Origin of the sequence: Williamwhitmania taraxaci, assembly GCF_900096565.1 — a bacterium.
Classification (GTDB): Bacteria; Bacteroidota; Bacteroidia; order Bacteroidales; family Williamwhitmaniaceae; genus Williamwhitmania; species Williamwhitmania taraxaci.
The window spans coordinates 14,360-39,247 of the sequence record NZ_FMYP01000039.1 but is presented as its reverse complement, the minus strand read 5'-3'; the positions used below and the strand labels follow the sequence as shown (position 1 = coordinate 39,247).

Here is a 24,888-nt window from a genome sequence, read left to right as displayed (position 1 = left end):
AATATCCTCGGCGCATTCGCCGCCGCATAAAACCAGCATGAGGTAGGATCGAAACAAATCACTGTAGGAATACTGTGCCTTAACTCCCCGAATGCCAAGCGTTTGGTCTATGGTGTCGTAAATAGAGGCCTCCCGGATAATTTTGTCTGCAAAATTTATTCCGCCAAAAGAGTTGATGGTGTCGCTAGAATATGTAATTTTCATCCGCTACGATGTTTTCACCTAAGTAGGTGAAAATATTTTAATCGGGAAAGCCTTGTGATGATTATTATTACAGGGGTTCCCGATTATTTTATGCTTTTATGTTGCGGATATAAGGTAATAAGGGAAAGTCATCCTACAAAATTCATAAAGGGGATAACCTTTACATTAAAATATTTAGTGTAGATGAAAAAACGGCTAAGTTCTTTCAATCGGACCTGCCAAGTTTGGTGAATCCTACCTATATGTTCCTCAACAGCTTTACCGTAGACGAAGAAGGCTACATACACATATCGTTCATCAACAAACTCTTGGTGGAAGGACTTACGCTAGAGGAAGCAAAAAACCAAATACAAAAAACACTAAACGAGTATTTCAAGGAAACGACGGTAGTATTGAAGTTGGTAAACTTTAAGGTAACCGTTCTTGGTGAGGTTAACAGTCCCGGTTCTTTTACCATCGACAAGGAACAAATCAACCTTTTCCAGGCACTCGGCTTGGCCGGTGGCATGAAAAATTTCGGTAACGGTAAAAAGGTTACGTTGGTACGCCAAACAGATAGCGGATCGGAGGTTATCCCGCTCGACCTCACCGACAGAAACATTCTTGCTTCGGACTACTACTACCTTATGCCCAACGATATGATTTATATTGAGCCTCTTAAAGCAAAATCAAACATCGATGGTTCTAACTTTACTGCAATAGCATTCTCGTCAGCAACAACCATTCTTCTTATAGTAAGTATCCTCCTTAGATGATAAATAAGGATACCATACTGGAGGAAACACTTGACCTCAGCCAGCTGATAAATATTCTGGCGAGGCACTGGTATTGGTTCGTGATTAGCCTTGCACTTGCGCTACCTGCTGCATTTACTGCAAACAAGTTAATTACTCCGTTATATAAGGTAAATGCCAAGATTTTGGTTAGCGAACAAGGATCCTCTTTTATGGATCCTCTTTCGCTACTAGGAGGCGGTATTATGACTAGCACCTTTAAGGTGAAAAACCAAATTCAAATTCTCCAATCATACGCCTTAATTAACCTAGCAACAAAGAATCTTCCTCTCGAAGCTACTTGGATGGAATCGAATGGGTTTACTAACAAATTATTATACCCACCACCGTTCAGAACAGAGATTATTTCACTTGATCCACGCCTATACAACAGAACGTTTACGCTAACAGTTGGAGTGAATGGCTCCATTGAGCTATACTCCAATTCAGACAAAGCAAAAAACCTCGAGGCAATTACTTTAAAGGGAACAATTGGACAGGAAGTTATACTACCAAACTTACTAAACCTGAGGTTCACAAGCATTGTAGGCACAATTAAGGAGAAAACAAAATACCAAGTTGTTTTTAATTCACCTGCAGCACTCGCTAACTACTTCTCAAATATCGATTTTACTGAAGATAAATACTCTACGGTAATAAAATTATCGTTTCAAGATCCATCACCTCAACGCGCAGTAGACTACCTTAATTCTCTTACTACCTCGTATTTAGAAAGAGAGGTTGTAAAGAAAAACTTAATAGCTGTAAACACTATTAAATTTATCGAAAATCAGCTAGAGATAGTATCCGACTCGTTAGCAGTTTCGGAGAAAAGCCTTGAAACATTCCGCCGTAAGAATCAGGCTACCAACCTCAGCATTGAAACCCAAAAAGCCTACGAGACACTTGGAACAATAGAAAAAGAGAAGGCTTTTGTAAAGGTAAATCTGAACTACTTCGAATACCTAAAGAAACAAATAACCCTAAACGAAGACCTCCAAAAGTTAGTTGTACCTTCCTCCATCGGTATAAACGACGAGTTACTCAACAAGTTGGTTCTCGACTTAATGCTTCTATACTCCGAAAGGGCTGAGATTCAAATCAACTCAAAAAAGGATAACCCTTTGACCAGTGCTATTGATAAGAAAATTGAATCAGGACGAAGAAATATTGTGGAAACCCTGGATGGACTTATATACTCGACAAATATTTCATTAAAAAACTTGGAAGAACGACTTACCCGATACCAAGTTATTGTATCCAGCATACCTGAAAAGGAGCGTGAACTATTATCGTTTCAACGAAAGTTTAAATTAAACGATGAGATATACACGTTTTTGCTTACAAAGCGATCGGAGTTGCAAATATCAGCAGCATCAAACTTTCCGGAGAACGAAATACTTGATCCTCCGAGCCTTGAACAGGTAGTGAAAGTAAGTCCTAACGGAAAATTCAACTTCCTGATTGCCCTGTTTCTTGGGTTAGCCATCCCGGCAGGACTAATTTTCTTAAAGTATGAACTGGTAAACAAGCTGGAAGATGCACAACAACTTGCCAAGATTTCTCAGTATCCCCATGCCGGAGATGTTGTTCATACCGATGAAATTGCATTTATTCTAAACGAAAATCTTAACTCTCGCATAGCAGATTCTTTTAGGGGACTTCGAACAAATTTGCGCTTTTTGATGGTTGAGGGCGGAACAAAAGTTATTCTTGTCACCTCGTCCGTTTCGGGTGAAGGGAAAAGTTTTATCTCCAAAAACCTTGCTGCCAGCTTTGCGCTTGCAAACAAGAAAACGCTCTTGGTTCACCTTGATTTACGGAAACCTGCAGACTTTAGTAATTTTGGCATAGAGAATAATGAAGGCCTTAGTAGTTTTCTGAGCGGAGTTTCTACGTTTGAAAGTATTATTCTTAAAACAAAATTCGCCAACCTTGATCTCATACCATCGGGACCAATACCTCCTAATCCGACGGAGCTAATTGACTCAGCAAAGGCAGAGGAGATGTTCAAGTCGCTTCGCAACCAATACGACATCATTATTGTGGATTCACCTCCAGTTGGTCTCGTTGCCGATCCACTAGTGCTGGCATCCTTTTCCGACCATATTCTATTTGTGGTGCGCTACCGTACTAGCCGCATTCGCCTGATTAAGCAAACGCTCTACGACCTGACTCAAAAAGGGATTAAGAAGATATCGATCGTTGCCAACGATGTTACCTTGCGCTCATTTGGATATGGATATTATGGTTACGGTTACCATTATGGATATGCCTATGGTGAGAAAAAGAAAAGTCGATTCAAAAAGTTTTTCGGAAAGAACTAAAATAAAAAAACGCTCCTGGTAGGGAGCGTTCTTCATTTGGAGGTCTCGAGCGGATTCGAACCGCTGTACGAGGTTTTGCAGACCTCTGCCTAGCCACTCGGCCACGAGACCATTGATTCGGAGTGCAAAGATATTACTTTTTTGAATCTTCCAAAGGATTTGGAATGCCATTTTCTAAAAACTCCTTAATGCAGTTGGGACACAAGCAGTTTTGATAGCTAGATTTTAAGTAGACCAGCAGCTCTGTTGATAATTGAACATCGCTGCACCAGCATTTTTTATACTCACTTTGACAATAGCAGTCAAACAATTGCATACATCGGGGGCACTCCTTGAACTTTATAACGCCCATCCCTATCGCTCCATGGTTAAACTAACCCTCTCGATAGGACCACCCATAGGAGGGGCCATCTTGGATACCTTTACCTTAGCATACTTTATTCCGATCATCTCTCGATATAGAGCATCCAAAATACGTTGACCGACATTTTCCAACAGATTGGAACGAATCATCATCTGCTGCTTTACAATTTGGTAAGCATGGAAATAGCTCACCGCATCATCAATATTATCGGTTTCTGCCGACTTCGATGCATCTTCCTCAATCCAAAGGTCTACTAAAAAACGATTTCCAACTATCGCTTCGGCTGCAAAGCAGCCATGGAAGGCGTAAAACTCCATGTTTTCAACTGAAATCAAGCCCATTTTTCTTTTTTTGCAAAGGTAACAAAAGGATGCTATCCAAAAACAACAAGCCTATCCGCATAAAAACAGAAAATTCGACCACTCAAGTGCACATTTTTTTGAAGATGTGGAATAACCTTCGCTAAATCCTTTTAAATTTGTCGGTTCGGGTTATACCCATATTTCGAAATGAGATATCAAACTAAATAGCATATTCATGAAAGATGCATCCACCGAAGGATTGAGCGAAAATGTTGAAGGACGTTCGCTAAACTTTATTGAGGAATTTATTGAAGAGGATATTCGAAATGGCAAGCACGCTGGTCGCGTACATACAAGATTTCCCCCGGAGCCCAACGGATATCTTCATATTGGCCATGCCAAGTCTATTTGCCTCAACTTTGGATTGGCGAAAAAATACGGTGGAAAATGCAACCTTCGCTTCGACGATACAAACCCCGCCAAGGAGGATGTTGAATATGTTGATTCCATCAAGGAAGATGTTAACTGGCTCGGATTTCAGTGGGATGCAGAATACTACGCTTCCGACTACTTTGAACAGCTTTACGAATGGGCCGTGGTGCTTATTAAAAAAGGAAAGGCCTACGTTGATGACATAAACCAGGAGCAAATGCGCGAGTACCGTGGAACAGTAAACGTAGCAGGAAAAGAGAGTCCATTCCGTAGCCGTTCAGTGGAGGAAAACCTCGATCTGTTTACCCGCATGCGCAACGGCGAGTTTAAGGATGGCGAAAAAGTTCTCCGCTTCAAGGGCGATATGACTTCACCAAACATGCTACTCCGGGATCCATTAATGTATCGCATCATACACACCGACCATCACCGCACCGGCGATAAGTGGTGCATATACCCCATGTACGACTACGCTCACGGGCAGTGCGACTCTCTCGAAAAAATTACTCACTCTATTTGCACCCTCGAGTTTGAAGTTCACCGTCCTCTTTATGAGTGGTTTATTAAGGAGTTGGAGATATTCCCAAGTAGGCAAATAGAGTTTGCTCGCCTCAACATTACCAATACCGTAATGAGCAAGCGCAAACTCCTTGAACTAGTAAAAACAGGACTGGTTAACGGATGGGACGATCCTCGCATGCCTACCATCGGCGGATTACGCCGCAGAGGCTATACACCTGAATCGATCCGTCTATTTGCCGATAAGGTGGGTATTGCCCGCCGCGACAACGTTATCGACCTATCCCTTTTGGAGTTTTGCTTACGCGAAGACCTCAACAAACGGGCCGAGCGCCGCATGGCTGTGCTAAATCCGCTCAAAGTGGTTATTACCAACTATCCCGAAGGTCTTGTTGAAGAGATGGACGCCATTAATAATCCTGAAGATGAAACTGCAGGCAAGCGCAAGGTTTCCTTTAGCCGCGAACTCTACATCGAGCGTGACGACTTTATGGAGGTTCCTCCTAAAAAGTTTTTCCGCTTGGCTCCCGGCCAAGAAGTACGTCTCCGCTACGCCTACTTTATAAAGTGCGAAAGTGTAGTGAAGGATGCCAATGGTGAAGTTACCGAAGTACACTGTACCTACGACCCAGCATCACGCGGCGGTAACTCGCCCGACGGACGCAAGGTTCAAGGAACCATCCACTGGGTTTCGGCTCAACATGCTGTTAAGGCCGAGGTGCGCCTCTTCGATCGCATGTTCCTGGGCGAAAACCCGGAGGATGTTCCTGAAGGCCAAGACTGGAAGATTAACCTCAACCCCGACTCATTGAAGGTGGTAACAGGCTATCTTGAGCCCAGCCTTGCAGAAGCAAAAAACTTGGAAAAGTTCCAGTTTGAGCGCATTGGCTACTTTTGCGTGGACAAGGATTCTAAACCTGGGAAACCGGTATTCAACCGCACAACCACACTAAAGGACAGTTGGGCAAAGATTTCTGCCAAGTAAATCAGGCATTAGCATATATTGACAAAAAAGCCTCTGCAAAATAATTGCAGAGGCTTTTTTGCTTAAAACAGCCCCTCTACGCTCAAGTAGCGTTCACCAGAATCGTAGGCGAAAGTAATAATGCGGGCATTAGGTTGCTCCAATAAAATTTCCCCGACAGCCGCTAGCGATGCACCGGAGGAAATACCCAATAGCAATCCCTCTTCCCGGGCTGCCTTTCTTACCATTTCGAAGGCATCATCTTTGGAGATAGAAATTACGCGATCGATAAGTGCGCCATCATAATTTTTAGGAACAAAACCTGCCCCTATTCCTTGAATTGCGTGAGGGCCAGGATTTCCACCACTGATTACAGGAGAATCAGATGGTTCTACGGCCACCACCTTAATGTTGGGGAAATGCTCCTTCAAAACCTTGGACACCCCTGAAATGTGACCACCTGTTCCAACGCCAGTAATCAAATAGTCGAATCCTTCAGGAAAGTCGACCAATATCTCCTTCGCCGTGGTTGCGGCATGAATTGCCGGGTTTGCAACATTCTCAAACTGCATAGGCATCCAGGCACCTGGCGTTTCGCCAACCAATTCTTGAGCCTTTTCGATTGAACCCTTCATTCCCTTTTCGCGAGGAGTAAGCACCAGCTCGGCACCGTAGGCTGCCATTAACCTTCGCCGCTCAATGGACATTGATTCGGGCATGACAAGGAGAACCTTGTAGCCAAGGGCTGCGCCTACCATTGCCAAGGCAATACCTGTATTACCCGAAGTAGGCTCAACAATTACCGAATCGGGGCGTAGTATACCTTGCTTTTCGGCATCCCGAACCATGGCTAACGCAATCCTATCCTTGATGCTTCCGGCCGGATTACCTCGTTCAATCTTTACCCACACTTCGGAATTCGGAAAGAGTTTTGAGACTTGAAGGTGTGGTGTATTACCCACCAAATCGAGAATTGTATTTGCTTTCATATCTATTATTTTACTTCTTTGATTGTTAAAATCTTAAATTAGATTGAATAATCTAGCACGAATTGTTGTTCCGGGGATACTGCTCTCTGGCGAATCCGAACTTCACTCTTATGATAAACGAGTGAGGATGGCGGAATACTCTCGGTTAACCAAACATTTCCACCAATAATACTGTCGTGCCCAATCTTGGTTGAGCCACCAAGAATAGTGGCGCCTGCGTAAATTACCACGTCGTCCTCAATGGTTGGGTGACGCTTTACGGCGGCCATTGCCTTTGATACATTTAGCGCGCCAATAGTAACTCCTTGGTAAAGTTTCACCCGATTGCCAATAATAGCAGTCTCCCCAATCACGATTCCGGTTCCATGATCGATAAAAAACGATTTTCCAATAATAGCACCAGGGTGAATATCGATTCCGGTAGCTGAGTGGGCCTGTTCGGTAATCATGCGTGGCAACATCGGAACACCCAGTTTAAATAGTTCGTGAGCTAGTCGATAAACCATTATGGCATAAAAACCCGGGTAAGCTAAAATAACCTCCGCAATTCCGCTAGCAGCAGGATCGTTCTCGGCAATAGATTTGGCATCATCATCCATATCTACCTTAAGAAAAGGGACTCGCATAAAAAAAGCCCTACTCACCACATCAATTGAATTATCCATCCGCGAAGCCAATGGCTCCAGCAACTTGATGAGTTTACGCCTGAGGGTAGCTTGGCTGTATATTCGATATACTCTGCCGCACCGCGATGGATACAAACTGTTTGTTGCCTGCTCAAGAAAATCACGAACATCCTCCTTTGCAATTCTTCCTGATTTATTGTCGGCGTTAAAAAACATAGTCATAGTGTGTAGCTTAATTGCATAAAAAAAGCCCTTCCGAATCGGAAGGGCTTTACATTTCTTATAGTGTAAAGATTTTAAATCATGCTTCTATGCGATTAACATAGGACATGCCCCCTCCTACTGATGTTGGCAACCAACAACAGATACAACAGAGATGCATAAAACCTTTATTAACCAACATTTTATATTACGCTTTAATATTCTTAATTCCTGCGTCGAGACGCTTAAGGGTTTCCTCCTTACCGATAAGAGCCGCAATTTGAGCTACTCCGGGACCCATGCTAGCACCAACAAGGCAAAGCCTAAAATTGTTCATCACCTGTCCCATGGGAACTTGTTTCTCAGCCACCCATTCGTGTACCACCTTATCGATGTTTTCCTGCGAGAATGGTGCAATGATTGCAACTCTCTCGCGAAGTTCGGATATTAGTGCAGGGATGTTTTCTTTCCAGAATTTTGCAACCACCTTTTCGTCGTAGGAATCCGGAGCTACAAAGAAATAACTCGACGAAGGCCAAAAATCAGACATGAAAGTAGCACGATCCTTAACCAGTGCAACAACGCTCTCAACATACTCGGTCTGAACCGATATACCTTTTTCCTCTAGTATTGGCATATAAAGAGTAGCCAATTCGGCATCGGACTTCATGCGAAGATACTGCTGATTGAACCACTTTGCCTTTTCAGGATCGAAGCGAGCGCCAGACTTATTTACTCTTTCGAGGGAGAAAAGCTGAATAAGCTCATCCATTGTAAACAGTTCCTGCTCGGTGCCAGGATTCCAGCCCAAAAAGGCCAGCAAGTTTACAAATGCCTCTGGAAAGTAACCGTCTTCACGATACCCGCGGGCAGTTTCACCGTTTTCCGCCTTCCAAAATAGGGGAAAAACAGGAAAGCCTAACTTATCACCATCGCGCTTGCTGAGCTTTCCATTACCTGTTGGCTTAAGCAAAAGCGGTAGATGGGAGAAGAGTGGCATAACCTCCGTCCATCCAAAGGCCCGATACAAAAGCACATGAAGAGGAAGTGAAGGTAACCATTCTTCCCCACGAATCACGTGGCTAATTTCCATCAGATAGTCATCCACCACATTGGCAAGGTGGTACGTTGGTAACATGTCGGCACTTTTGAACAGCACCTTATCGTCGAGCGTTGAAGAGTTCACTACTACCCTGTCGCGAATTAGGTCATGCATTTCGACCTCCTCGTTTTCGGGCATTTTAAAACGAATAACCCAGCCTTGACCCGTGTTTATGCGACTCTGAACCTCCTCAGCGGGCAATACCAACGAAGTGTTCAGCTGTGTTCTAATTTCAAAATTATAGGTAAACGTCTTCCCTTCGGCCTCAAACTTAGCACGAATGGCATCGAGTTCTTCGGGTGTATCGAAGGCGTAGTAAGCAAAGCCACCGGCAACCAACTGATCGGCATACTTCTTATAAATATCTCTGCGCTCGCTCTGACGGTAAGGGGCATGTGGACCTCCAACCGAAACACCCTCGTCAATTTGAATCCCGCACCACTTCAATGAGTTTACAATATAATCTTCGGCACCCGGAACAAAACGGTTCGAATCGGTATCCTCAATGCGCAGGAGAAAGTCTCCACCATGTTTCTTTGCAAAAAAGTAGTTGAAAAGTGCGGTACGAACGCCACCGATGTGCAGCGGTCCTGTTGGGCTAGGTGCGAAACGGACACGAACTCGTCTTTGCTTCATTTGTTATAGATTTAGACACAAATATAATGAGAAACTCGATTGGGCGAACTTGGATTTACTCCAAAACAAAAACGGAAGGCAAAATTTGCCTTCCGTTTGTCGGTTCGGAGGGGATCGAACCCTCGACCCCATGATTAAGAGTCACGTGCTCTACCAACTGAGCTACGAACCGCTTTCGCTTTCGCTATTGCGGTTGCAAAAGTAGTATAATTGTGGTAACCTCAAAAACATTTGGCTCGATTTTTTCAAAAACTGTTTTTTTTTTTCACCTTTGAGCAACGTAAATAATTAAAAATGCAGACCATACTTGTTACTGGTGGAACCGGATATATTGGTTCCCATACAGTTGTTGAACTACTACAGAAAAACTACAATGTTATCGTAGTTGATAATTTATCGAATTCCACTACCGATTCGCTCGATGGAATTGAGAAGATATGTGGAAAACGCCCAATATTCTATCAGAATGATTGCAGCAACATGAGCGAGATGACCTCAATTTTCGACCGTCATCCCGAAATTGCTGCATCCATCCACTTTGCAGCCTCTAAGGCAGTCGGCGAATCAGTTGAAAAACCACTACTTTACTACAGAAATAATCTCCTTTCCCTCATCAACCTGCTGGAGTGTATTAAAACCCATGCAGGCGGAGGTATCGTATTCTCCTCGTCTTGCACAGTATATGGACAGCCCGACGTGCTTCCGGTTACCGAGCAAGCACCAATGAAAAAAGCAGAATCGCCCTATGGGAATACCAAACAAATTGCAGAAGACATAATCGTCGACACCGTTGCAGCCTATCCCGAGATTAAGGCCATAGCTCTACGCTACTTCAATCCTATTGGTGCGCACCCCTCGGCTGAAATCGGTGAGCTACCTCTTGGCGTTCCAAATAACCTTATCCCATTTGTAACACAAACAGCATATGGGCTAAGAAGTGAGCTGAAGGTGTTTGGAAACGATTATAATACCCCCGACGGAACTCCAGTAAGGGACTATATAAACGTGGTAGACCTTGCCAAGGCCCACGTTATTGCAGTAGACCGTCTTTTAACAAATAAGGGAAAAAAAGCCGTGGAAGTATTCAACCTCGGAACCGGAACAGGGCTCTCCGTATTGGAAGTTATCAAGGCATTTGAAAACGCTACGGGCGTAAAGTTACCCTACAGTATTGTAGATCGTCGCGCTGGCGATATCGAGAAAGTTTGGGCCGATACGGCCTTTGCAAATAAAGAGTTGGGGTGGAGTGCCAAGGAAACCATTGAGGACACCATGCGAAGTGCGTGGGAGTGGGAGAAAAGGTATAGATCCAAGGTAAATATTACACAATAGTCTCACCTTTATGAAATAAAAAAGGCCCCAAATGGGGCCTTTTTCTATTCTACTGTAACCGATTTTGCAAGGTTCCTTGGTTGATCGACATTACACCCCCTCATTAGGGCAATATGGTAAGAGAGCAGTTGTAGTGGAACTACGGCGAGCAATCCCTCCATGGTCTCATGAACCTCGGGAATTTCAATGGTATAATCGGCCATTCCTTTTATCGTTGTATCGCCCTCCGAAACAATGGCAATCACAATTCCTTTACGAGCCTTTACTTCCTGAATATTACTTACGACTTTGTCGTATGAACTATCCTTTGCGGCAATTACGACTACCGGCATCTTATCGTCGATAAGCGCAATTGGACCATGCTTCATCTCAGCAGCGGGATAACCCTCCGCGTGAATATAAGATATCTCCTTAAGTTTCAAAGCACCCTCAAGCGCAACTGGGAAAAAGTATCCTCGGCCCAGATAGAGAAAATTGGTAGAGTCTTTAAAAAGACGAGCAATCGCCTCTATCTTGCTATTCGATTCTAGAATTCGTTCTATCTTGGCAGGTATCGATCCCAACTCGTTTATAAGCGTAGTCGCCAACTCGTTCGTAACCGTTTTCCTGTGCTTGCCAAGAAGAATGGCTATCATCGTTAAAACAGTAACCTGAGCAGTAAATGCCTTGGTGGAAGCAACCCCAATCTCAGGACCAGCATGAGTGTATACCCCTGCATGGGTTTCTCGAGGTATGCTCGATCCAACAACATTGCAAATACCCAACACCATGGCACCTCTACTCTTTGCCAGCTTAATAGCGGCAAGCGTGTCGGCGGTTTCTCCACTCTGACTAATGGCAATGACTACATCATCCGGATAAATCACTGGGTTTCTATAGCGAAACTCAGATGCATACTCTACCTCAACAGGTATACGCGCCAACTCTTCGATGAGGTATTCACCCAGTAAAGCAGCGTGCCAAGATGTTCCACAGCCGATTAGAATAATACGTTTTGCCTCAACGAGCCGTGGCAATACACTGTATAAACCACCAAGATGAATATCATTTAGATCGGCAGAGAGTCTGCCTCTAAAAGTATCCTTTATCGAACGAGGTTGTTCGAATATCTCCTTTAGCATAAAATGATCGAATCCACCCTTTTCAATCTCTTCAATATCGAGATCAATAGTCTGTATTTCGGGTTCAAGAAGATTATTGTCGATTGTCTTAAGGGTTAATTCCCCCCTACGAATCACGGCAACATCATCATCGTTCATGAATATAACGCTGTTGGTATGCTCAATGATTGGCGTTGCATCGGAAGCAAGGAAATACTCTTTATTACCCACACCAATAACGAGAGGACTTCCCCTACGTGCACCGATCAATAGATCGGGATCTTCGTTGAAAATTATGGCAAGGCCGAATGCTCCAATCACTTTTGAAAGTGCCAAGCGTACAGCAATTTCGCAGGAAACATCACCTTTTAGGTAAATATACTCGATTAGGTTTACCAGTACCTCTGTGTCTGTTTCACTTTTAAACTCATAACCACGCCTCTCAAGTTTTCTACGAAGTTCTCCGTAGTTCTCAATAATACCATTATGAATTAGCGTAACGTAGCCCCTTTGCGAGGTATGTGGATGTGCATTCACATCGTTTGGTTCACCGTGGGTAGCCCATCGAGTATGGCCAATCCCCAATGTTCCGGAAACATCCTCACCGGTTGTGTGAACTTCTAAATCGCTAACCTTCCCCTTGCATTTATATACCTTAACGCCTTCGTTAAAAAGCGCGATACCAGCTGAATCGTAACCGCGATACTCAAGCCGCTTAAGGCCACTTATAATAATGGGAAAAGCTTGCTTATTCCCTATGTAAGCAACGATACCACACATCTATTTCTTTATTTTTGAATAAGTAATTACAACTTTTATTGGTGACGAACTAGTGTTTTTAAAAGCACCATAAATATAATCTTCAAAGAAACTAGTATTCTCATTAACTGGTACCTGACCTACAGCAAGCGGAATTAAATAAATTTTGCTCGAAACATCCAACTTGCTTAACACTGATTGGAGATGCCGAGTAATATTTGTCGAGTAACTCATTCTCCCCTTTTGAAATAATCCCCCATATGTTCCTACGAGAGACTTATCTGACTCAAGCTTTAAATCAAATATTGGCATATAGTTTCCATCGCTACTCTTTGTGAAAACACCGAGTTTTGAGGGAATCCTATCCGATTCGGTTTGAGTAGAACTCTCGTACTCAACTACCAATTCAGCTCGGCTAATAATGAAAGCAGTATCCTTGAACACGTCCTTCTTCCAATCAAGTAATCGTTTTAGGTCGATTAAAGTTATTGCTCCACCCATTGAACTACTGTATACCACAGTCTTATTATTCAGCGCATCAACTGTATATGTTGGCTTAAGGATAGGATCCGCCGTTGTGTCATCCTTCTTTATGGAGATAAATCGTTGAGAAAAGCCTTTTTTGTTAAAAAAGTAAAATGGAAGGGAGGCCTCATTTGCTTTCTCCACTCCATCCTTTATAGTGGTAACATGATACTTAACGAGGATTTGCGAATTAGTTGACGATAAGTTTAAAAAATAGAACGCCCCCGATTCGGCCGGATCTACACGAAGGAAAAAACCCTTGAATTTATTCCGAAACAAGCCTGTATTCACCATTGTGTCTCGTGAAGTATTAATCAAAGCATTCCCGATTCTTTCTGCAATAAGATCTTTTCCTGGAATCAAAGCGATTCTTTTCTGTTCTTTTTTTGTAAGCGTAAACGATACTACTGCATTGGAGTTGAAATCACTTATCTCACTATTCGAATAGTAGGTCTTTAGTGTGTCTAGATTCTTTGTCAGTTCGTGTAGAGATACGCTTACAGGTTTTCCTTTGAGACCTACATTATTTGTCACATCTAAAATAATGATAACTGAATCCAGCACACGCTTATTTTCTTTCCGAAATAGATTTGTATCAATGTAGTAAGCATACAACTCAGTAGCCAAAGTGGTAGTTGTCTTTCCTAGAAAAGGATTAGTCATTGACCCAATTGGCCCAGCAATAAAGTTGCCTGTGAGAATTGAATCTTGAGTAACCGTGTACGCATCAATATTCTTGATAGTATCAACTATCACATTAAGTCTACTACCTTCAGGAATAAACCCACTTCCTACTGTAGATTGATCGTCGGTACATCCTACTACGGCGATTGTTGAGATAAATAGTGCTGCTAAAAGTGAGCGCATTATATTCTTTTTATAGCTATTTTTTTGTTGAGCCATGACTTTTTGTGTTGATTAATTCGTCGTAAAAGTTTGAATACGCATCCAGGTATGTATCCGTACCTTCAAATCCTAAAACGGGTTTGTTGTACTGCTCAAGAAAACTGGAAATGTTTGGATTTATTGTTTGTGATCCAATAATGGCGGCATCGGAGTACTGCAGAGCTAACTTGGTGATATTCTCCCATGTGCTATTTACGGCTAACTCCAGATCCTTACCCTTAACCCCTTCCGTAAGCAATTTCGACTTAAAGCCAGCGGCAAGCGTTTCAGGATATTCGTCGTTATAAACAGAGTAAACCACCTTGGAATGAGAAAAAATGGGATCCTCCTTAAATGCTTTTTTAACGTACAATGGGGCGGCGGCGGTAAACCAACCGTGACAGTGCACAATGTCCGGAACCCAGCGCAGTTTGCGAACTGTCTCCAGCACTCCTCGTGCAAAAAAGATCATTCGCTCATCGTTGTCGGCAAAGTAGGTACCATCGTCCTCCATTACGGTATTCTTCCGATGAAAATAATCCTCATTGTCGATAAAGTAAACCTGCATCCTAGCCGATTGGATGGATGCAACCTTAATAATTAAGGGGTGATCAGTATCGCTGATTATCAAATTCATACCTGACAATCGGATCACTTCGTGGAGTTGGTTTCTCCGTTCATTTATGCTTCCAAAGCGAGGCATGAATGTTCTGATTTCCTTCCCCTTATCCTGAATCCCCTGTGGAAGATATCGACCTATAACTGATAATTCACTCTCAGGTAGATAAGGTGTAATCTCCTGTGAAATGAAAAGAACCCTAGCGTTTTTCATTCTGGTGATGCTTATCTTTTGGGTAATATGCGTGCAAGTTGCTGCAAAGGTACTAAAAAATTTGGGTATTGATTACAAAACGATTTCTTGCATTACCTAAAAGCAACAAAAACGATACCGAAATAACATGCCATATGGAATAGCTCTATTAAAAGGAATAGCTAACTTTGCTGCCTTGAAAAAGATTAAACCTACAGCAAACTCAATAAAAGAAATTGCTGCAGTCACAAAAAACACTACAGAATGAGGGTTTTTGAGAAAGTTGTTGACTTACAGAGCTACCTGAATGAACTTGTCAAGGCTGACAAAAAAATAGGCTTTGTTCCCTCCATGGGTGCACTGCACGAGGGGCATGTGTCTCTTGTGACTCGGTGTGTCGCCGAAAACGATGTTTGCGTTGTAAGCATCTTTGTTAATCCAGCCCAGTTCAACGATCCCAATGATCTGAAGAATTATCCCCGAAATCTGGAGGAGGACCTTAACCTTCTTCGGTCAGTTGGTTGTGACGTGGTTTTTGCACCAACCGAAAAGGAAGTATATCCTACAGCCGATACCACTTCCTTTGACCTAGGTTTTTTAGATACTATAATGGAGGGAAAGCATCGCCCCGGCCACTTCCAAGGTGTAGCCAAGGTAGTTCACCGGCTATTCGAAATTGTTAAACCACACACCGCCTACTTTGGAGAAAAGGATTTTCAGCAGATTGCTGTAATCCGGCGAATGGTAAATCTCACGGGGCAGTCCGTGAACATTGTTTCCTGTCCAATTATTAGAGAATCAGATGGATTAGCCTTAAGTTCACGCAACCTACTGCTAACGCCTGAGCATCGAAAAAGTGCCCCGCTGATTGCAAAAACTCTTTCTGAAGCCAAGCGTAAAAAGGGTGAGGTGGGCGTAATCGAGTTAAAAAAATGGGTGGTAGAGCAAATTAATTCAAATCCACTGTTAGAGGTAGAATACTTCGAAATAGTAAATTTTAAAACACTCGAACCCATTACGACATGGCACCTAGGCGATGATACGATAGGATGTATCACCGTAAAAGCTGGAAATATTAGGCTAATTGACAATATTAAGTTTGACTCAAAATAACTCAAGATGAGAATTGAAGTTTTGAAATCAAAATTGCACATGGTTACCGTAACGGAAGCTAACTTGCACTATATCGGGAGTGTAACCATTGATGAGGATTTGATGATGGCCGCTAACCTTATCGAAAACGAAAAGGTTCAGATTGTTAATATCAACAACGGTGAGCGGCTGGAGACATACGTGATTAAAGGAGAACGAGGATCGGGGCAGATTTGCCTTAACGGTCCTGCGGCAAGAAAGTGCGTTGAGGGCGACGTGGTGATAATCATTTCATATGCATCCATGGATTTTGAGGAGGCTAAGTATTTCAAGCCAACGGTAATCTTTCCAGATACTCAAACCAATAAATTAATCTAGCCTGCTTGAAACATATATCTACAACCTTAAAATACCTACTGTTTCTATCAATAGGGGTTGCGCTACTATACTTCGCCTTCAAGGATATGCCCCTCGCCAAACTCTGGGATGGGTTGAAAACGGCCAACTACTATTGGGTCGGCGTTACTGTGATGCTTGGAGTTGCTGCATACATAAGCCGGGCATACCGATGGAATTTGCTCATTGAGTCACTTGGCTATAAACCTAGACTTTTGCATACCACCAGCGCTGTCCTTGTTGGATATCTTGCAAACATTGCCTTTCCTAGATTGGGAGAGGTAACTAGATGCGCCATGCTACATAAAAGCGATAAAATCCCCTTCGATTCATTGGTGGGAACAGTTATTGTAGAAAGAGCGTTTGATATTTTCACACTCATTATTCTCATTTTAGTTGTAGCTATATCGAAGATTAGCCTATTTGGAAATTTCTTTAGCCAACACCTGATTGTCCCACTATCGAAAAGTATTGGCAATAATATAAACATACCAACTGAATACTATATTTTTTCAGGTTTAATCCTTCTCGGCCTAGTTGTTTTTGGATTTCTGCTTCGAGAAAAGTTTAAGCATAGCACTCCTGTTTTAAAAATAAAGAAAGCGGCAGTGGGCGTTATTGTTGGGTTAAAAACCGGATACCAAATGAAAAGGAGAAAAGCGTTTCTATTCTCCACCTTGGTATTATGGGTCTCCTACTGGCTGATGTCCTGGTTAATCGTTTTTGCAATTCCAGAGACAGGTAGTCTGGGGCCGTTGGACGGGTTATTCTTACTGGCAGCAGGGAGCATTGGAATGGCCGCTCCGGTTCAAGGCGGATTTGGCTCCTTTCACTTAATGCTTGCCTTAGCACTAGGCCTATATGGTATATCATGGGAAAATGGCCTAATTGTAGCCACACTCTCCCATGAATCACAAGCTTTATTTGCCGTAATCCTCGGTATCATAGGATTCTACATTATCGTGTTTTCGGTTCGAAAGCAAAAAACAACTAAAGAGTAACATCGATGGAATACTTAGAGCATATAAAAAGTAAAATTGTTTCGCTGGAAGGCTTAGCTTGTAAAAGGGCTTACTGGAACCTAAAGGAGCAACCGGTTGTATTCACCAATGGTTGCTTCGACATTCTTCATCGTGGTCATATTGAATACCTATCTAAGGCTGCTGACCTAGGGAAAGTAATGGTAATTGGGCTAAACAGTGATAGTTCCGTAAAGAGAATTAAAGGCGAGAGTAGGCCGATACAGGATGAATACACTCGCGCTCTTGTGCTCGCATCTCTTGAATTTGTAAGTGCAGTGGTGTTGTTCGACGAGGATACACCCTACGAGCTTATCAAGGCCACCCAACCCGATATTTTGGTAAAAGGTGCCGACTACAAGCACGAAGATATTGTTGGCTACGATATTGTAACCCAACGCGGGGGTAGCGTTGTAACCATTGAGTTTGTTGAAGGTTTTTCCACCACCTCAATAATAAATAAGCTTAACAAATAATATCTTCCTGCATTGCTACTTTTTGTCTACCTTGGGGTGTTAATTCAAACCCATGGCCAAGAACAAAACTGCATATGTATGCCAAAACTGCGGGGTAGATTCGCCTAAATGGATAGGCCGCTGCCCCTCCTGCGGAGAGTGGAACACCTACGTTGAAGAACCTGTTCTTCAAAAAGATAGTAGAACAATATTGCCATCTCTGTCGGCGCCGGCAAAACCAATACTCGTAAGCGAAATTGCCCCTCAAGCTCACCGTAGAATACAGCTTCAATCGGGAGAGTTCAATAGAATACTGGGAGGCGGCTTGGTTCCAGGCTCCGTAATCCTACTCGGAGGCGAACCTGGGATTGGCAAATCAACCTTGACCCTTCAAATAGCCCTCGATACACAGCTGAAAGTGCTTTACGTATCGGGCGAAGAGAGCGCCGAACAGATAAAGTTACGCGCTGATAGGCTAGCAGGGAAAAACCCCAACTGCTACATATTAAGCGAGACCTTGCTTGAAAATATTCTCAAGCATGCCCAATCGATGAACCCAGAGTTGATTATTATCGACTCAATCCAGACACTATACACCGAAAGGGTGGAGTCCTCACCCGGAAGTGTTTCACAGATCAGGGAATCGGCAGCTCAACTTCTAAAATACGCCAAGGAAACGGGAACCCCAATTTTTATCATTGGGCACATTACCAAAGACGGAACCCTTGCTGGACCAAAAGTCCTCGAGCATATTGTTGATGTAGTCCTCCAGTTCGAAGGCGATAATAACTTCGTTTACCGAATCATTCGAGCCCACAAAAACCGATTTGGATCTACAGCCGAACTGGGCATCTTTGAGATGATGGGAACTGGCCTACGAGAGGTGGAGAATCCCTCCGAAATACTCATCTCGCATCGGAATGAATCCCTCAGCGGAGTAGCCATCGCTGCAACGATTGATGGGATACGACCGTTCCTTATCGAAATTCAGGCACTGGTAAGCACTGCTGCCTATGGCACGCCCCAGCGATCAACTACCGGATTTGATATTCGCCGCCTCAACATGCTGCTTGCCGTGCTCGAAAAACGAGTTGGCTTTAAGCTTGCAACAAAAGATGTTTTTTTGAATATTGCCGGAGGAATTAAGGTTATCGATCCCGCCATCGATCTTGCGGTAATTGCAGCAGTGCTCTCCTCTAGTCTTGATATTCCACTTCCCGATGACTGCTGCTTTTCGGGAGAAGTAGGCCTTTCAGGAGAAATTCGCCCCGTGAATCGACTCGATCAACGAATCAACGAAGCGGCCAAATTGGGCTTTAAGCGCGTATTCGTTTCAGGAAATGTGAAAAACATGCCTCCAATAGAATCATCCACCAAAATTATTAGCGTAAACCGTGTGGAACATCTTGTTAAATACCTTTTTACAAAACAATCCGTAGAGTAAAAACAATATTAGAGAAAATGATATTCTTACTAATTAGTGCCAATGTATTGTCATATAACGACTAGCTGAATTTATGTGATTATCCCCAAAAACAAATAACTTATGAAGATTGCTGTTGTCGGTTTTGGCGCAGGCGCCATTGGGTTTATTGAACGGATCAAAAACTCTAAGCACGAGATTCATGTCTTCGAAAAAAGTAAGGACATCTATTCCTCCAGCATATCGGGCATGCGGGCCGATGGAAAACTCTTTGTATCGTCTGAGATGGGCGGAGATATGGAAATTGACCTAGGTTTACAGAAGTTACTAGTCGATTACTACCTCAGCCATACCGATAGCAAACTAGTAGAAACGGGTTCCTCGTTTAAGAATAAAACCTACTTCAATCAATTCTACCGTGAAGGGTTCCAACCCATCAGTTCCGACTTCTACCATATTGGAACCGATCAACTTAAAACAGTCTTATACAATATATTCGAAGACTTTAAGAAATACAAGAACATTCATTTCCATTTTAGCCATCCCATCGATGATATTACGATTATGGATGACCGTACTCAGATCAATCAGGTTGGTGATTTCGACCTCGCCGTTGTTGCGGTTGGGCGGAGCGGGCATGCGCTCATAAATAAGATGATAAACAAATACCCCGACCTAATACTCGATAACACGAAGGTTGATTTAGGAGTTCGACTAGAGCTGCCAAACCACATTGTGGCCGATCTAAATAAGGAAATGTATGAGTTTAAGGTTCGCTACAAGAGCAAAACGGGCTATGTAGTTCGAACATTTTGCAATAACCCGTCGGGGTATGTGGTAACGGAGAACTACGGTGACTTCACCACCGTAAATGGCCATGCGAAAATACACGATAAGAGCAACAACACCAACTTTGCAATCCTCACTACCCTCGTTCTAACCGAGCCCTTCAACGATCCGATTGGCTATGGCTCCTACATTGCCAAACTATCGAATCTGCTCGCTGGCGAAAACAGGGTAATTCTCCAGACATACAGCCACTTTAAGGATTCTAAACGGACAAAGAATCTATATCGAGTTCAGCCAACGCTGCCCGAAGAGAACTATATTTTGGGGGATATTAATTTAGCTTTCCCACGCCGAATAATGGAGAGCATTATTGATTTCATTGAGCATCTGGAAAATGTTATTCCCGGTGTAGCCAACAACGACAACCTCATTTACGCTCCCGAAATCAAATTTTACTCAAACAAGTTGAACAACCAACTTTACCCACACCTAAAAGTAATTGGTGATTGTTCGGGAGTTACTCGATCCATTATTTACGCCACGGCACATGGATATATGCTTGGTGAGGAAATTTTAAAAGAAGCGTAACATGGCAGGTATAAAAATAGGAGGGCAATCTGAAATTCAAATTGCCCTCCTATTTACATCAAATACCTAACTCACAATAATAAACCTCAACTGAATTGGGTAGGTTACATATCTTCATTAACCGCAACAACCTCCTTAATCTCGGGAACATCGCGGCGTATTGCCTGCTCCACACCGTTTTTTAGAGTCATTAAGCTGTATGGACAAGTTCCACATGCACCCAACAACTTAACCTTTGCTACCATATCCTCAGTAACTTCAATTAGGCTAATGTCGCCACCATCATTCTGTAAGTATGGACGAACAATATTAATTGCGGCTTGTACTCTCTCTGTAATCTGTTTAAGATCGGCCATATGTTTAAGATTATTGCGTTTTTATTTCTACCCTTCTGGTGGGTTCCATGTTCTTATTTCGAAGTTCTACCTGTTCGAGAAAACGCTGAGCAAGCAAATAAAAAGCCTCCGCTGATAGCGTGCTTTGCGTGGCAATTGGCGATCCAGAGTCACCACCCTCACGTATTCCTTGCACCAACGGTATTTGACCAAGTAAAGGAATATTCATTTTCGCAGCTAGGTTCTTGCAGCCATCCTTGCCAAATATATAATACTTGTTGTTGGGCAATTCTTCGGGGGTAAACCAGGCCATATTCTCAACCAATCCCAAGATAGGAACATTGATCCCTTTTGTAGTAAACATACTAATTCCCTTAACCGCATCGGCCAAAGCAACATCCTGTGGCGTGCTCACAATTACGGCTCCCGTAACAGCAGATTCTTGAACGATGGTAAGGTGAATATCTCCGGTTCCAGGAGGAAGATCGAGCATTAAAAAATCTAATTCGCCCCAGTTACCCTGAAGCAGAAGCTGCCTAAGAGCACTTGTTGCCATTGGTCCGCGCCAAATTGTTGCTTCGTTGGGATCGACAAAGAAACCCACCGACAAGACTTTAACGCCATGGCTTTCGACCGGATTGATTAACTCATGCCCATCAACCATGCTCATGCTTGGTTTTGAGCCTTCTAGGTTAAACATTTTCGGCATAGAAGGTCCATACACATCGGCATCGAGCAATCCAACCTTATACCCCATGCGAGCAAGGGTTACTGCCAAATTGGATGCTATTGTTGACTTCCCAACACCACCTTTTCCGGAGGCAATGGCAATAATATTTTTAATGTTTTGTATTCCAGTTGCATCTTTCTCTGGTTTTGTCTTCGGTTCCTGTGCTCTTACCAGCTCAAGAATGCTCACTGTTATAACCGCGCCGAATGCTTCCTTAAGAACCGTTTCACACTGCTTCTTAATACCACCGGCAAAGGGATCTTTCACTTTCTTGAAAACAAGGCTAAAGGATATTTTACTCTCCTCAACCTTGAGAGATTCAATCATGCCAAGCGTTATAACATCCTTCCCAAATTCAGGATGTATCACCTTAGACAAAATGGAATTTACGTTATTTTCATCAAATTTCATCGACTGCAATTTTCACTAGTAACCAATATTGTCCCAATATGTTTTAGAAACCCTACAACAATAGTTCTGTTGCCGGATCCCAAAAATGCTTTTGATAATCAATCACCTTACTATTCTCAACCAACACTCCTTCGGCTTCTAGCATCTGTTGCATAGTGTCGCAACCTGGAAAATGGTGTTGCCCGGTTAGCAAACCTACACGGTTAACTACTCGGTGTGCAGGAATAAAATTGGGTTTTGTATGGCTCCCATTAAGGGCCCATCCCACCATTCGAGCCGATCGAGATGCACCAAGATAGCGGGCAATTGCACCATACGAAGTCACCCTTCCTTCTGGAATAAGCAGAGTTACCTCATACACACGCTCAAAGAAGTTGCTCTTCGAAATGGATTGGCTCTTCAATGGGTTTGGTTCCATCAATTTTAAACCTTAAGTAGGTTATTGTCATCCCCTTCTCTAAGAACATTAATTCATAGTATGTTCTAATTCCAAGGATAGGATCGTCACTCACCGTTCCGTAGAGGTCTTCGGTTGCAAGTAATATTTCAAGCCCATTCTCCTGGGCCAAAGCTTTAGTATACCTATGTAAATTTACGTTGTCGGTCTTGAGATGAACAATTCCCCCCGCCTTTAGGAAGTTGCGGTAATTGTTGAGAAACTCACTGGAAGTTAGCCGTTTTTTAATTCTTCCTGTTTTTAACTGTGGATCGGGGAAGGTGATCCAAATTTCCGAAACTTCTTCACATGAAAAGAATGACTTAATTACCTCTATTCTGGTGCGTAGAAACGCAGCATTAGATAGGTTCTCCTCTGTGGTAGTCTTGACACCACGCCATAACCGAGCACCTTTAATGTCAATTCCCAAAAAGTTCTTATCCTTAAAGTGGCGCGAAAGACCTACTGTATACTCACCCTTACCACAACCCAGTTCGAGCACAATGGGATTGCTATTCCCAAACATGTTGGTGTGCCATTTCCCTTTTAGCTCATGATCATTCCTGAACACGTCATCAAAAACAGGTTGTACTAAATTTTTGAATGTCAGATTCTCCTTAAACTTGCTAAGCTTATTCTTACCCACGTTATTCTATCTATTTAATCTTCGATTGTTCAACTCTAATCCCCACCTTCTCAATACCGCTAAGGGTTTCTTCCCGCATTCCTTGAAGGAGTGAAATCTTATAATCGCCCTTCAACGGAAACTTTATCATCAACTTATAGGGCATTCGCGAATCGTAGGAATGCGAAAAACCTTTCCCATACCATCTTCCTTTATCGTCGGCCATCGGAACCTCAACCGTATCACACACCGATGCGCCAGAAGGCGAAGTGGTGGTAACAAACAGAAACAGATTGCTGTATTTGTAACTGCTGCTATTGCGAATAGTTATTAAGATATTCTGCACGGTGAGAGTATCATCAACTGGAACTACAAAGTCAATTGGGGCTGTAGCGTTCCATTCGCTTCCCGGAACATCTTCAATTTTCTCATAAACCATGTTCCTATCGCAAGCGAATAGTGTCAGCGAAAAACAGATGGCAAAAAAAAGTTGTAGGCTAGTTGTTTGGCTTCCGGTTGTCATTGATCGGTCTTCTTTGTGGTCGGTTGTGCTTTCTGTTCTTCTGCTGATTCTTGTTGGTGTCGAAACGGGTGATGCTATCCTGCCCTATTACATTATGAAAATCGGGTTCTGCATTCGACCCCCGTTGTGCAATGGATTCGGTAGATTCCGGTTCAACCAAGAAATCAACTTTCTCACCTTTCTTGTTTAGTGCTAAAATTTCTTTCACCCTCTCAACGGGAACCGCCGTAATATTTACAATGGTATGTGGATCGAAACTGAACCACATAACTCTTTTTAAGATATCGGTTTTTACATGGTGGGCTGTTCCATCCTTCGTTTCGAGAGGAATAATGCTCCGAGGAAAGTCCTTTTGAGCATCGAGGTAGTTGTCCAACTCATAGTTTAGGCAACACTTCAGTTTTCCACACTGCCCAGCCAATTTTTGAGGATTCAGTGAAATTTCTTGGTACCGTGCCGAGTTGGTAGTTACGGATACGAAGCTGGTAACCCAAGCCGAACAGCACAATTCCCGTCCACAAGAACCAATACCGCCAATGCGGCCAGCCTCTTGACGAGCACCAATTTGGCGCATCTCAATCCTAACCTTAAACTCCTCAGCCAATAACTTAATGAGTTCCCGAAAATCGACACGCTCGTCGGCAATGTAGTAGAAGATAGCTTTTGTTCTATCTCCTTGATATTCCACATCACCAATTTTCATATTCAACTTAAGCCTATTGGCAATTTGTCGCGAACGGATCATCGTAATGTGCTCGAGCCCAACGGCTTCTTCCCATTTTTGCATATCCAAGACCTTTGCCTTGCGGTATACCTTTTTTAAATCAGGTGCACTCATATCTGCACCAAACTTTAAAGCCTGAAAACGAACAAGTTCACCTGTGAGCGAAACAATTCCAATATCGTGACCCGGAGATGCCTCCACTGCTACGATATCGCCTTGCTCCAAATTTAGTTCGTTAGCGTTGCGATAGAATGCCTTTCGCGTATTCTTAAAGCGAACCTCTACCACGTCGAACTCCTTCCCCGTTTCCGGTAAATCCTTCAGCCAATCGTGAATAGCCAACTTGTGACAACCCTCTTTTTGCGTGCTTACAAGCTCTCCAATCTCATTTTCGGTATAGCCGCATCCTCGGCAGCAATCGGAACTATATGGTTTTGTCATTTGAAAATCTCCTGAAATACGTTGCTATATATTAAAATACCCATCGGACT

At 43.0% G+C, this 24,888-nt stretch carries 24 protein-coding genes, 2 tRNA genes and 2 pseudogenes; 11 read left to right on the top strand and 17 right to left on the bottom strand.

Translation table 11 applies throughout. The annotated features are described in order from the left end of the window. Window positions 1–204 (bottom strand): annotated as a pseudogene (locus BLS65_RS11010) (hypothetical protein); the annotation flags it as partial. Between the two features lie 137 nt (window positions 205–341). On the opposite strand from BLS65_RS11010, the pseudogene BLS65_RS18915 reads away from it, so the two are divergent. From BLS65_RS18915 to BLS65_RS11000, 3 genes and pseudogenes are all read left to right on the top strand, one after another. Continuing rightward, window positions 342–590, top strand: a pseudogene (locus BLS65_RS18915) (polysaccharide biosynthesis/export family protein); the annotation flags it as partial. Between the two features lie 6 nt (window positions 591–596). Further along, entirely contained in the window at window positions 597–959 is a 363-nt protein-coding gene (locus BLS65_RS18910; protein WP_262507987.1) for a polysaccharide biosynthesis/export family protein, read from the top strand. Further along, complete coding sequence (locus BLS65_RS11000) at window positions 956–3,304, top strand: polysaccharide biosynthesis tyrosine autokinase (RefSeq protein ID WP_092438917.1); 2,349 nt, start codon at window positions 956–958, stop codon at window positions 3,302–3,304. Before BLS65_RS18910 ends, BLS65_RS11000 begins: the two co-directional genes overlap by 4 nt. 37 nt (window positions 3,305–3,341) lie before the next feature. Here BLS65_RS11000 and BLS65_RS10995 read toward each other — a convergent pair. From BLS65_RS10995 to folB, 3 genes are all read right to left on the bottom strand, one after another. After that, a tRNA-Cys gene (locus BLS65_RS10995) sits at window positions 3,342–3,415 on the bottom strand. Between the two features lie 22 nt (window positions 3,416–3,437). Further along, window positions 3,438–3,620 carry a cysteine-rich CWC family protein gene (locus BLS65_RS19045; protein ID WP_170830086.1) on the bottom strand — a complete coding sequence of 61 codons (183 nt, stop codon included), beginning with the start codon at window positions 3,618–3,620 and terminating at the stop codon, window positions 3,438–3,440. 38 nt (window positions 3,621–3,658) lie between these two features. Continuing rightward, complete coding sequence (gene folB, locus BLS65_RS10985) at window positions 3,659–4,009, bottom strand: dihydroneopterin aldolase (RefSeq protein ID WP_092438913.1); 351 nt, start codon at window positions 4,007–4,009, stop codon at window positions 3,659–3,661. 196 nt (window positions 4,010–4,205) lie between these two features. Here folB and BLS65_RS10980 point away from each other — a divergent pair, with 196 nt between their 5' ends. Next, complete coding sequence (locus tag BLS65_RS10980) at window positions 4,206–5,906, top strand: glutamine--tRNA ligase/YqeY domain fusion protein (protein ID WP_092438911.1); 1,701 nt, start codon at window positions 4,206–4,208, stop codon at window positions 5,904–5,906. A 62-nt stretch (window positions 5,907–5,968) separates the two neighbouring features. Here BLS65_RS10980 and cysK read toward each other — a convergent pair whose 3' ends face one another. From cysK to BLS65_RS10960, 4 genes are all read right to left on the bottom strand, one after another. Beyond that, complete coding sequence (gene cysK / locus BLS65_RS10975; RefSeq protein ID WP_092438909.1) at window positions 5,969–6,874, bottom strand: cysteine synthase A; 906 nt, start codon at window positions 6,872–6,874, stop codon at window positions 5,969–5,971. Between the two features lie 38 nt (window positions 6,875–6,912). Further along, window positions 6,913–7,722, bottom strand: a complete 810-nt coding sequence (gene epsC / locus BLS65_RS10970; RefSeq protein WP_092438907.1) for a serine O-acetyltransferase EpsC — start codon at window positions 7,720–7,722, stop codon at window positions 6,913–6,915. A gap of 187 nt (window positions 7,723–7,909) precedes the next feature. Beyond that, window positions 7,910–9,439: a glutamate--tRNA ligase gene (gene gltX, locus BLS65_RS10965; protein ID WP_092438905.1), complete on the bottom strand. Its 1,530-nt coding sequence runs from the start codon at window positions 9,437–9,439 to the stop codon at window positions 7,910–7,912. Between the two features lie 99 nt (window positions 9,440–9,538). Then, window positions 9,539–9,611: transfer RNA gene (locus BLS65_RS10960), tRNA-Lys, on the bottom strand. 122 nt (window positions 9,612–9,733) lie between these two features. On the opposite strand from BLS65_RS10960, the gene galE reads away from it, so the two are divergent. Next, window positions 9,734–10,771 carry a UDP-glucose 4-epimerase GalE gene (gene galE / locus BLS65_RS10955; RefSeq protein WP_092438903.1) on the top strand — a complete coding sequence of 346 codons (1,038 nt, stop codon included), beginning with the start codon at window positions 9,734–9,736 and terminating at the stop codon, window positions 10,769–10,771. Between the two features lie 44 nt (window positions 10,772–10,815). Here galE and glmS read toward each other — a convergent pair whose 3' ends face one another. Genes glmS through BLS65_RS10940 form a run of 3 tightly spaced genes read right to left on the bottom strand, consistent with a single transcriptional unit; the run spans window position 10,816 to window position 14,872 of the window. Beyond that, a complete protein-coding gene (glmS, locus tag BLS65_RS10950; RefSeq protein WP_092438901.1) occupies window positions 10,816–12,651 on the bottom strand; it encodes a glutamine--fructose-6-phosphate transaminase (isomerizing) in 1,836 nt (611 codons plus the stop codon). Next, window positions 12,652–14,022, bottom strand: coding sequence for a DUF4270 family protein (locus tag BLS65_RS10945; protein ID WP_170830085.1), 1,371 nt, complete (start codon window positions 14,020–14,022; stop codon window positions 12,652–12,654). A gap of 16 nt (window positions 14,023–14,038) precedes the next feature. Further along, window positions 14,039–14,872, bottom strand: coding sequence for a glycogen/starch synthase (locus BLS65_RS10940; protein WP_092438897.1), 834 nt, complete (start codon window positions 14,870–14,872; stop codon window positions 14,039–14,041). A 243-nt stretch (window positions 14,873–15,115) separates the two neighbouring features. Between BLS65_RS10940 and panC the strand changes: the two genes are divergently transcribed. The 6 genes from panC to BLS65_RS10910 all read left to right on the top strand — a co-directional run bounded on the left by panC (window position 15,116) and on the right by BLS65_RS10910 (window position 20,613). Then, complete coding sequence (gene panC, locus BLS65_RS10935; protein WP_092438895.1) at window positions 15,116–15,964, top strand: pantoate--beta-alanine ligase; 849 nt, start codon at window positions 15,116–15,118, stop codon at window positions 15,962–15,964. A gap of 6 nt (window positions 15,965–15,970) precedes the next feature. After that, window positions 15,971–16,321, top strand: coding sequence for an aspartate 1-decarboxylase (panD, locus tag BLS65_RS10930; RefSeq protein ID WP_092438893.1), 351 nt, complete (start codon window positions 15,971–15,973; stop codon window positions 16,319–16,321). 5 nt (window positions 16,322–16,326) lie between these two features. After that, entirely contained in the window at window positions 16,327–17,340 is a 1,014-nt protein-coding gene (locus BLS65_RS10925) for a lysylphosphatidylglycerol synthase transmembrane domain-containing protein (protein WP_125869845.1), read from the top strand. Window positions 17,341–17,345: 5 nt separating this feature from the next. Then, entirely contained in the window at window positions 17,346–17,834 is a 489-nt protein-coding gene (rfaE2, locus tag BLS65_RS10920) for a D-glycero-beta-D-manno-heptose 1-phosphate adenylyltransferase (RefSeq protein ID WP_092438889.1), read from the top strand. Window positions 17,835–17,886: 52 nt separating this feature from the next. Continuing rightward, window positions 17,887–19,257, top strand: a complete 1,371-nt coding sequence (gene radA / locus BLS65_RS10915) for a DNA repair protein RadA (RefSeq protein ID WP_092438887.1) — start codon at window positions 17,887–17,889, stop codon at window positions 19,255–19,257. Between the two features lie 102 nt (window positions 19,258–19,359). Continuing rightward, window positions 19,360–20,613: an NAD(P)/FAD-dependent oxidoreductase gene (locus BLS65_RS10910; RefSeq protein WP_092438885.1), complete on the top strand. Its 1,254-nt coding sequence runs from the start codon at window positions 19,360–19,362 to the stop codon at window positions 20,611–20,613. 104 nt (window positions 20,614–20,717) lie between these two features. On the opposite strand, the gene BLS65_RS10905 is transcribed toward BLS65_RS10910, so the two are convergent. The 6 genes from BLS65_RS10905 to BLS65_RS10880 are packed head-to-tail and all read right to left on the bottom strand — an operon-like array spanning window position 20,718 to window position 24,838. After that, complete coding sequence (locus tag BLS65_RS10905; protein WP_212590538.1) at window positions 20,718–20,969, bottom strand: NifU family protein; 252 nt, start codon at window positions 20,967–20,969, stop codon at window positions 20,718–20,720. Between the two features lie 10 nt (window positions 20,970–20,979). Further along, window positions 20,980–22,089, bottom strand: coding sequence for an Mrp/NBP35 family ATP-binding protein (locus tag BLS65_RS10900; RefSeq protein WP_092438883.1), 1,110 nt, complete (start codon window positions 22,087–22,089; stop codon window positions 20,980–20,982). 52 nt (window positions 22,090–22,141) lie between these two features. Further along, window positions 22,142–22,507 carry an MGMT family protein gene (locus BLS65_RS10895; protein ID WP_092438881.1) on the bottom strand — a complete coding sequence of 122 codons (366 nt, stop codon included), beginning with the start codon at window positions 22,505–22,507 and terminating at the stop codon, window positions 22,142–22,144. Further along, window positions 22,455–23,171, bottom strand: coding sequence for a tRNA (guanosine(46)-N7)-methyltransferase TrmB (gene trmB / locus BLS65_RS10890; protein ID WP_092438879.1), 717 nt, complete (start codon window positions 23,169–23,171; stop codon window positions 22,455–22,457). Before trmB ends, BLS65_RS10895 begins: the two co-directional genes overlap by 53 nt. A 10-nt stretch (window positions 23,172–23,181) precedes the next feature. Beyond that, the gene (locus tag BLS65_RS10885) at window positions 23,182–23,673 is read right to left on the bottom strand and encodes a gliding motility lipoprotein GldH (protein ID WP_092438877.1); all 492 of its coding nucleotides are present in this window, start codon (window positions 23,671–23,673) and stop codon (window positions 23,182–23,184) included. Beyond that, entirely contained in the window at window positions 23,648–24,838 is a 1,191-nt protein-coding gene (locus BLS65_RS10880) for a PSP1 domain-containing protein (RefSeq protein ID WP_092438875.1), read from the bottom strand. The genes BLS65_RS10885 and BLS65_RS10880 overlap by 26 nt, the downstream gene beginning before the upstream one ends. Between the last annotated feature and the right edge of the window lie 50 nt (window positions 24,839–24,888).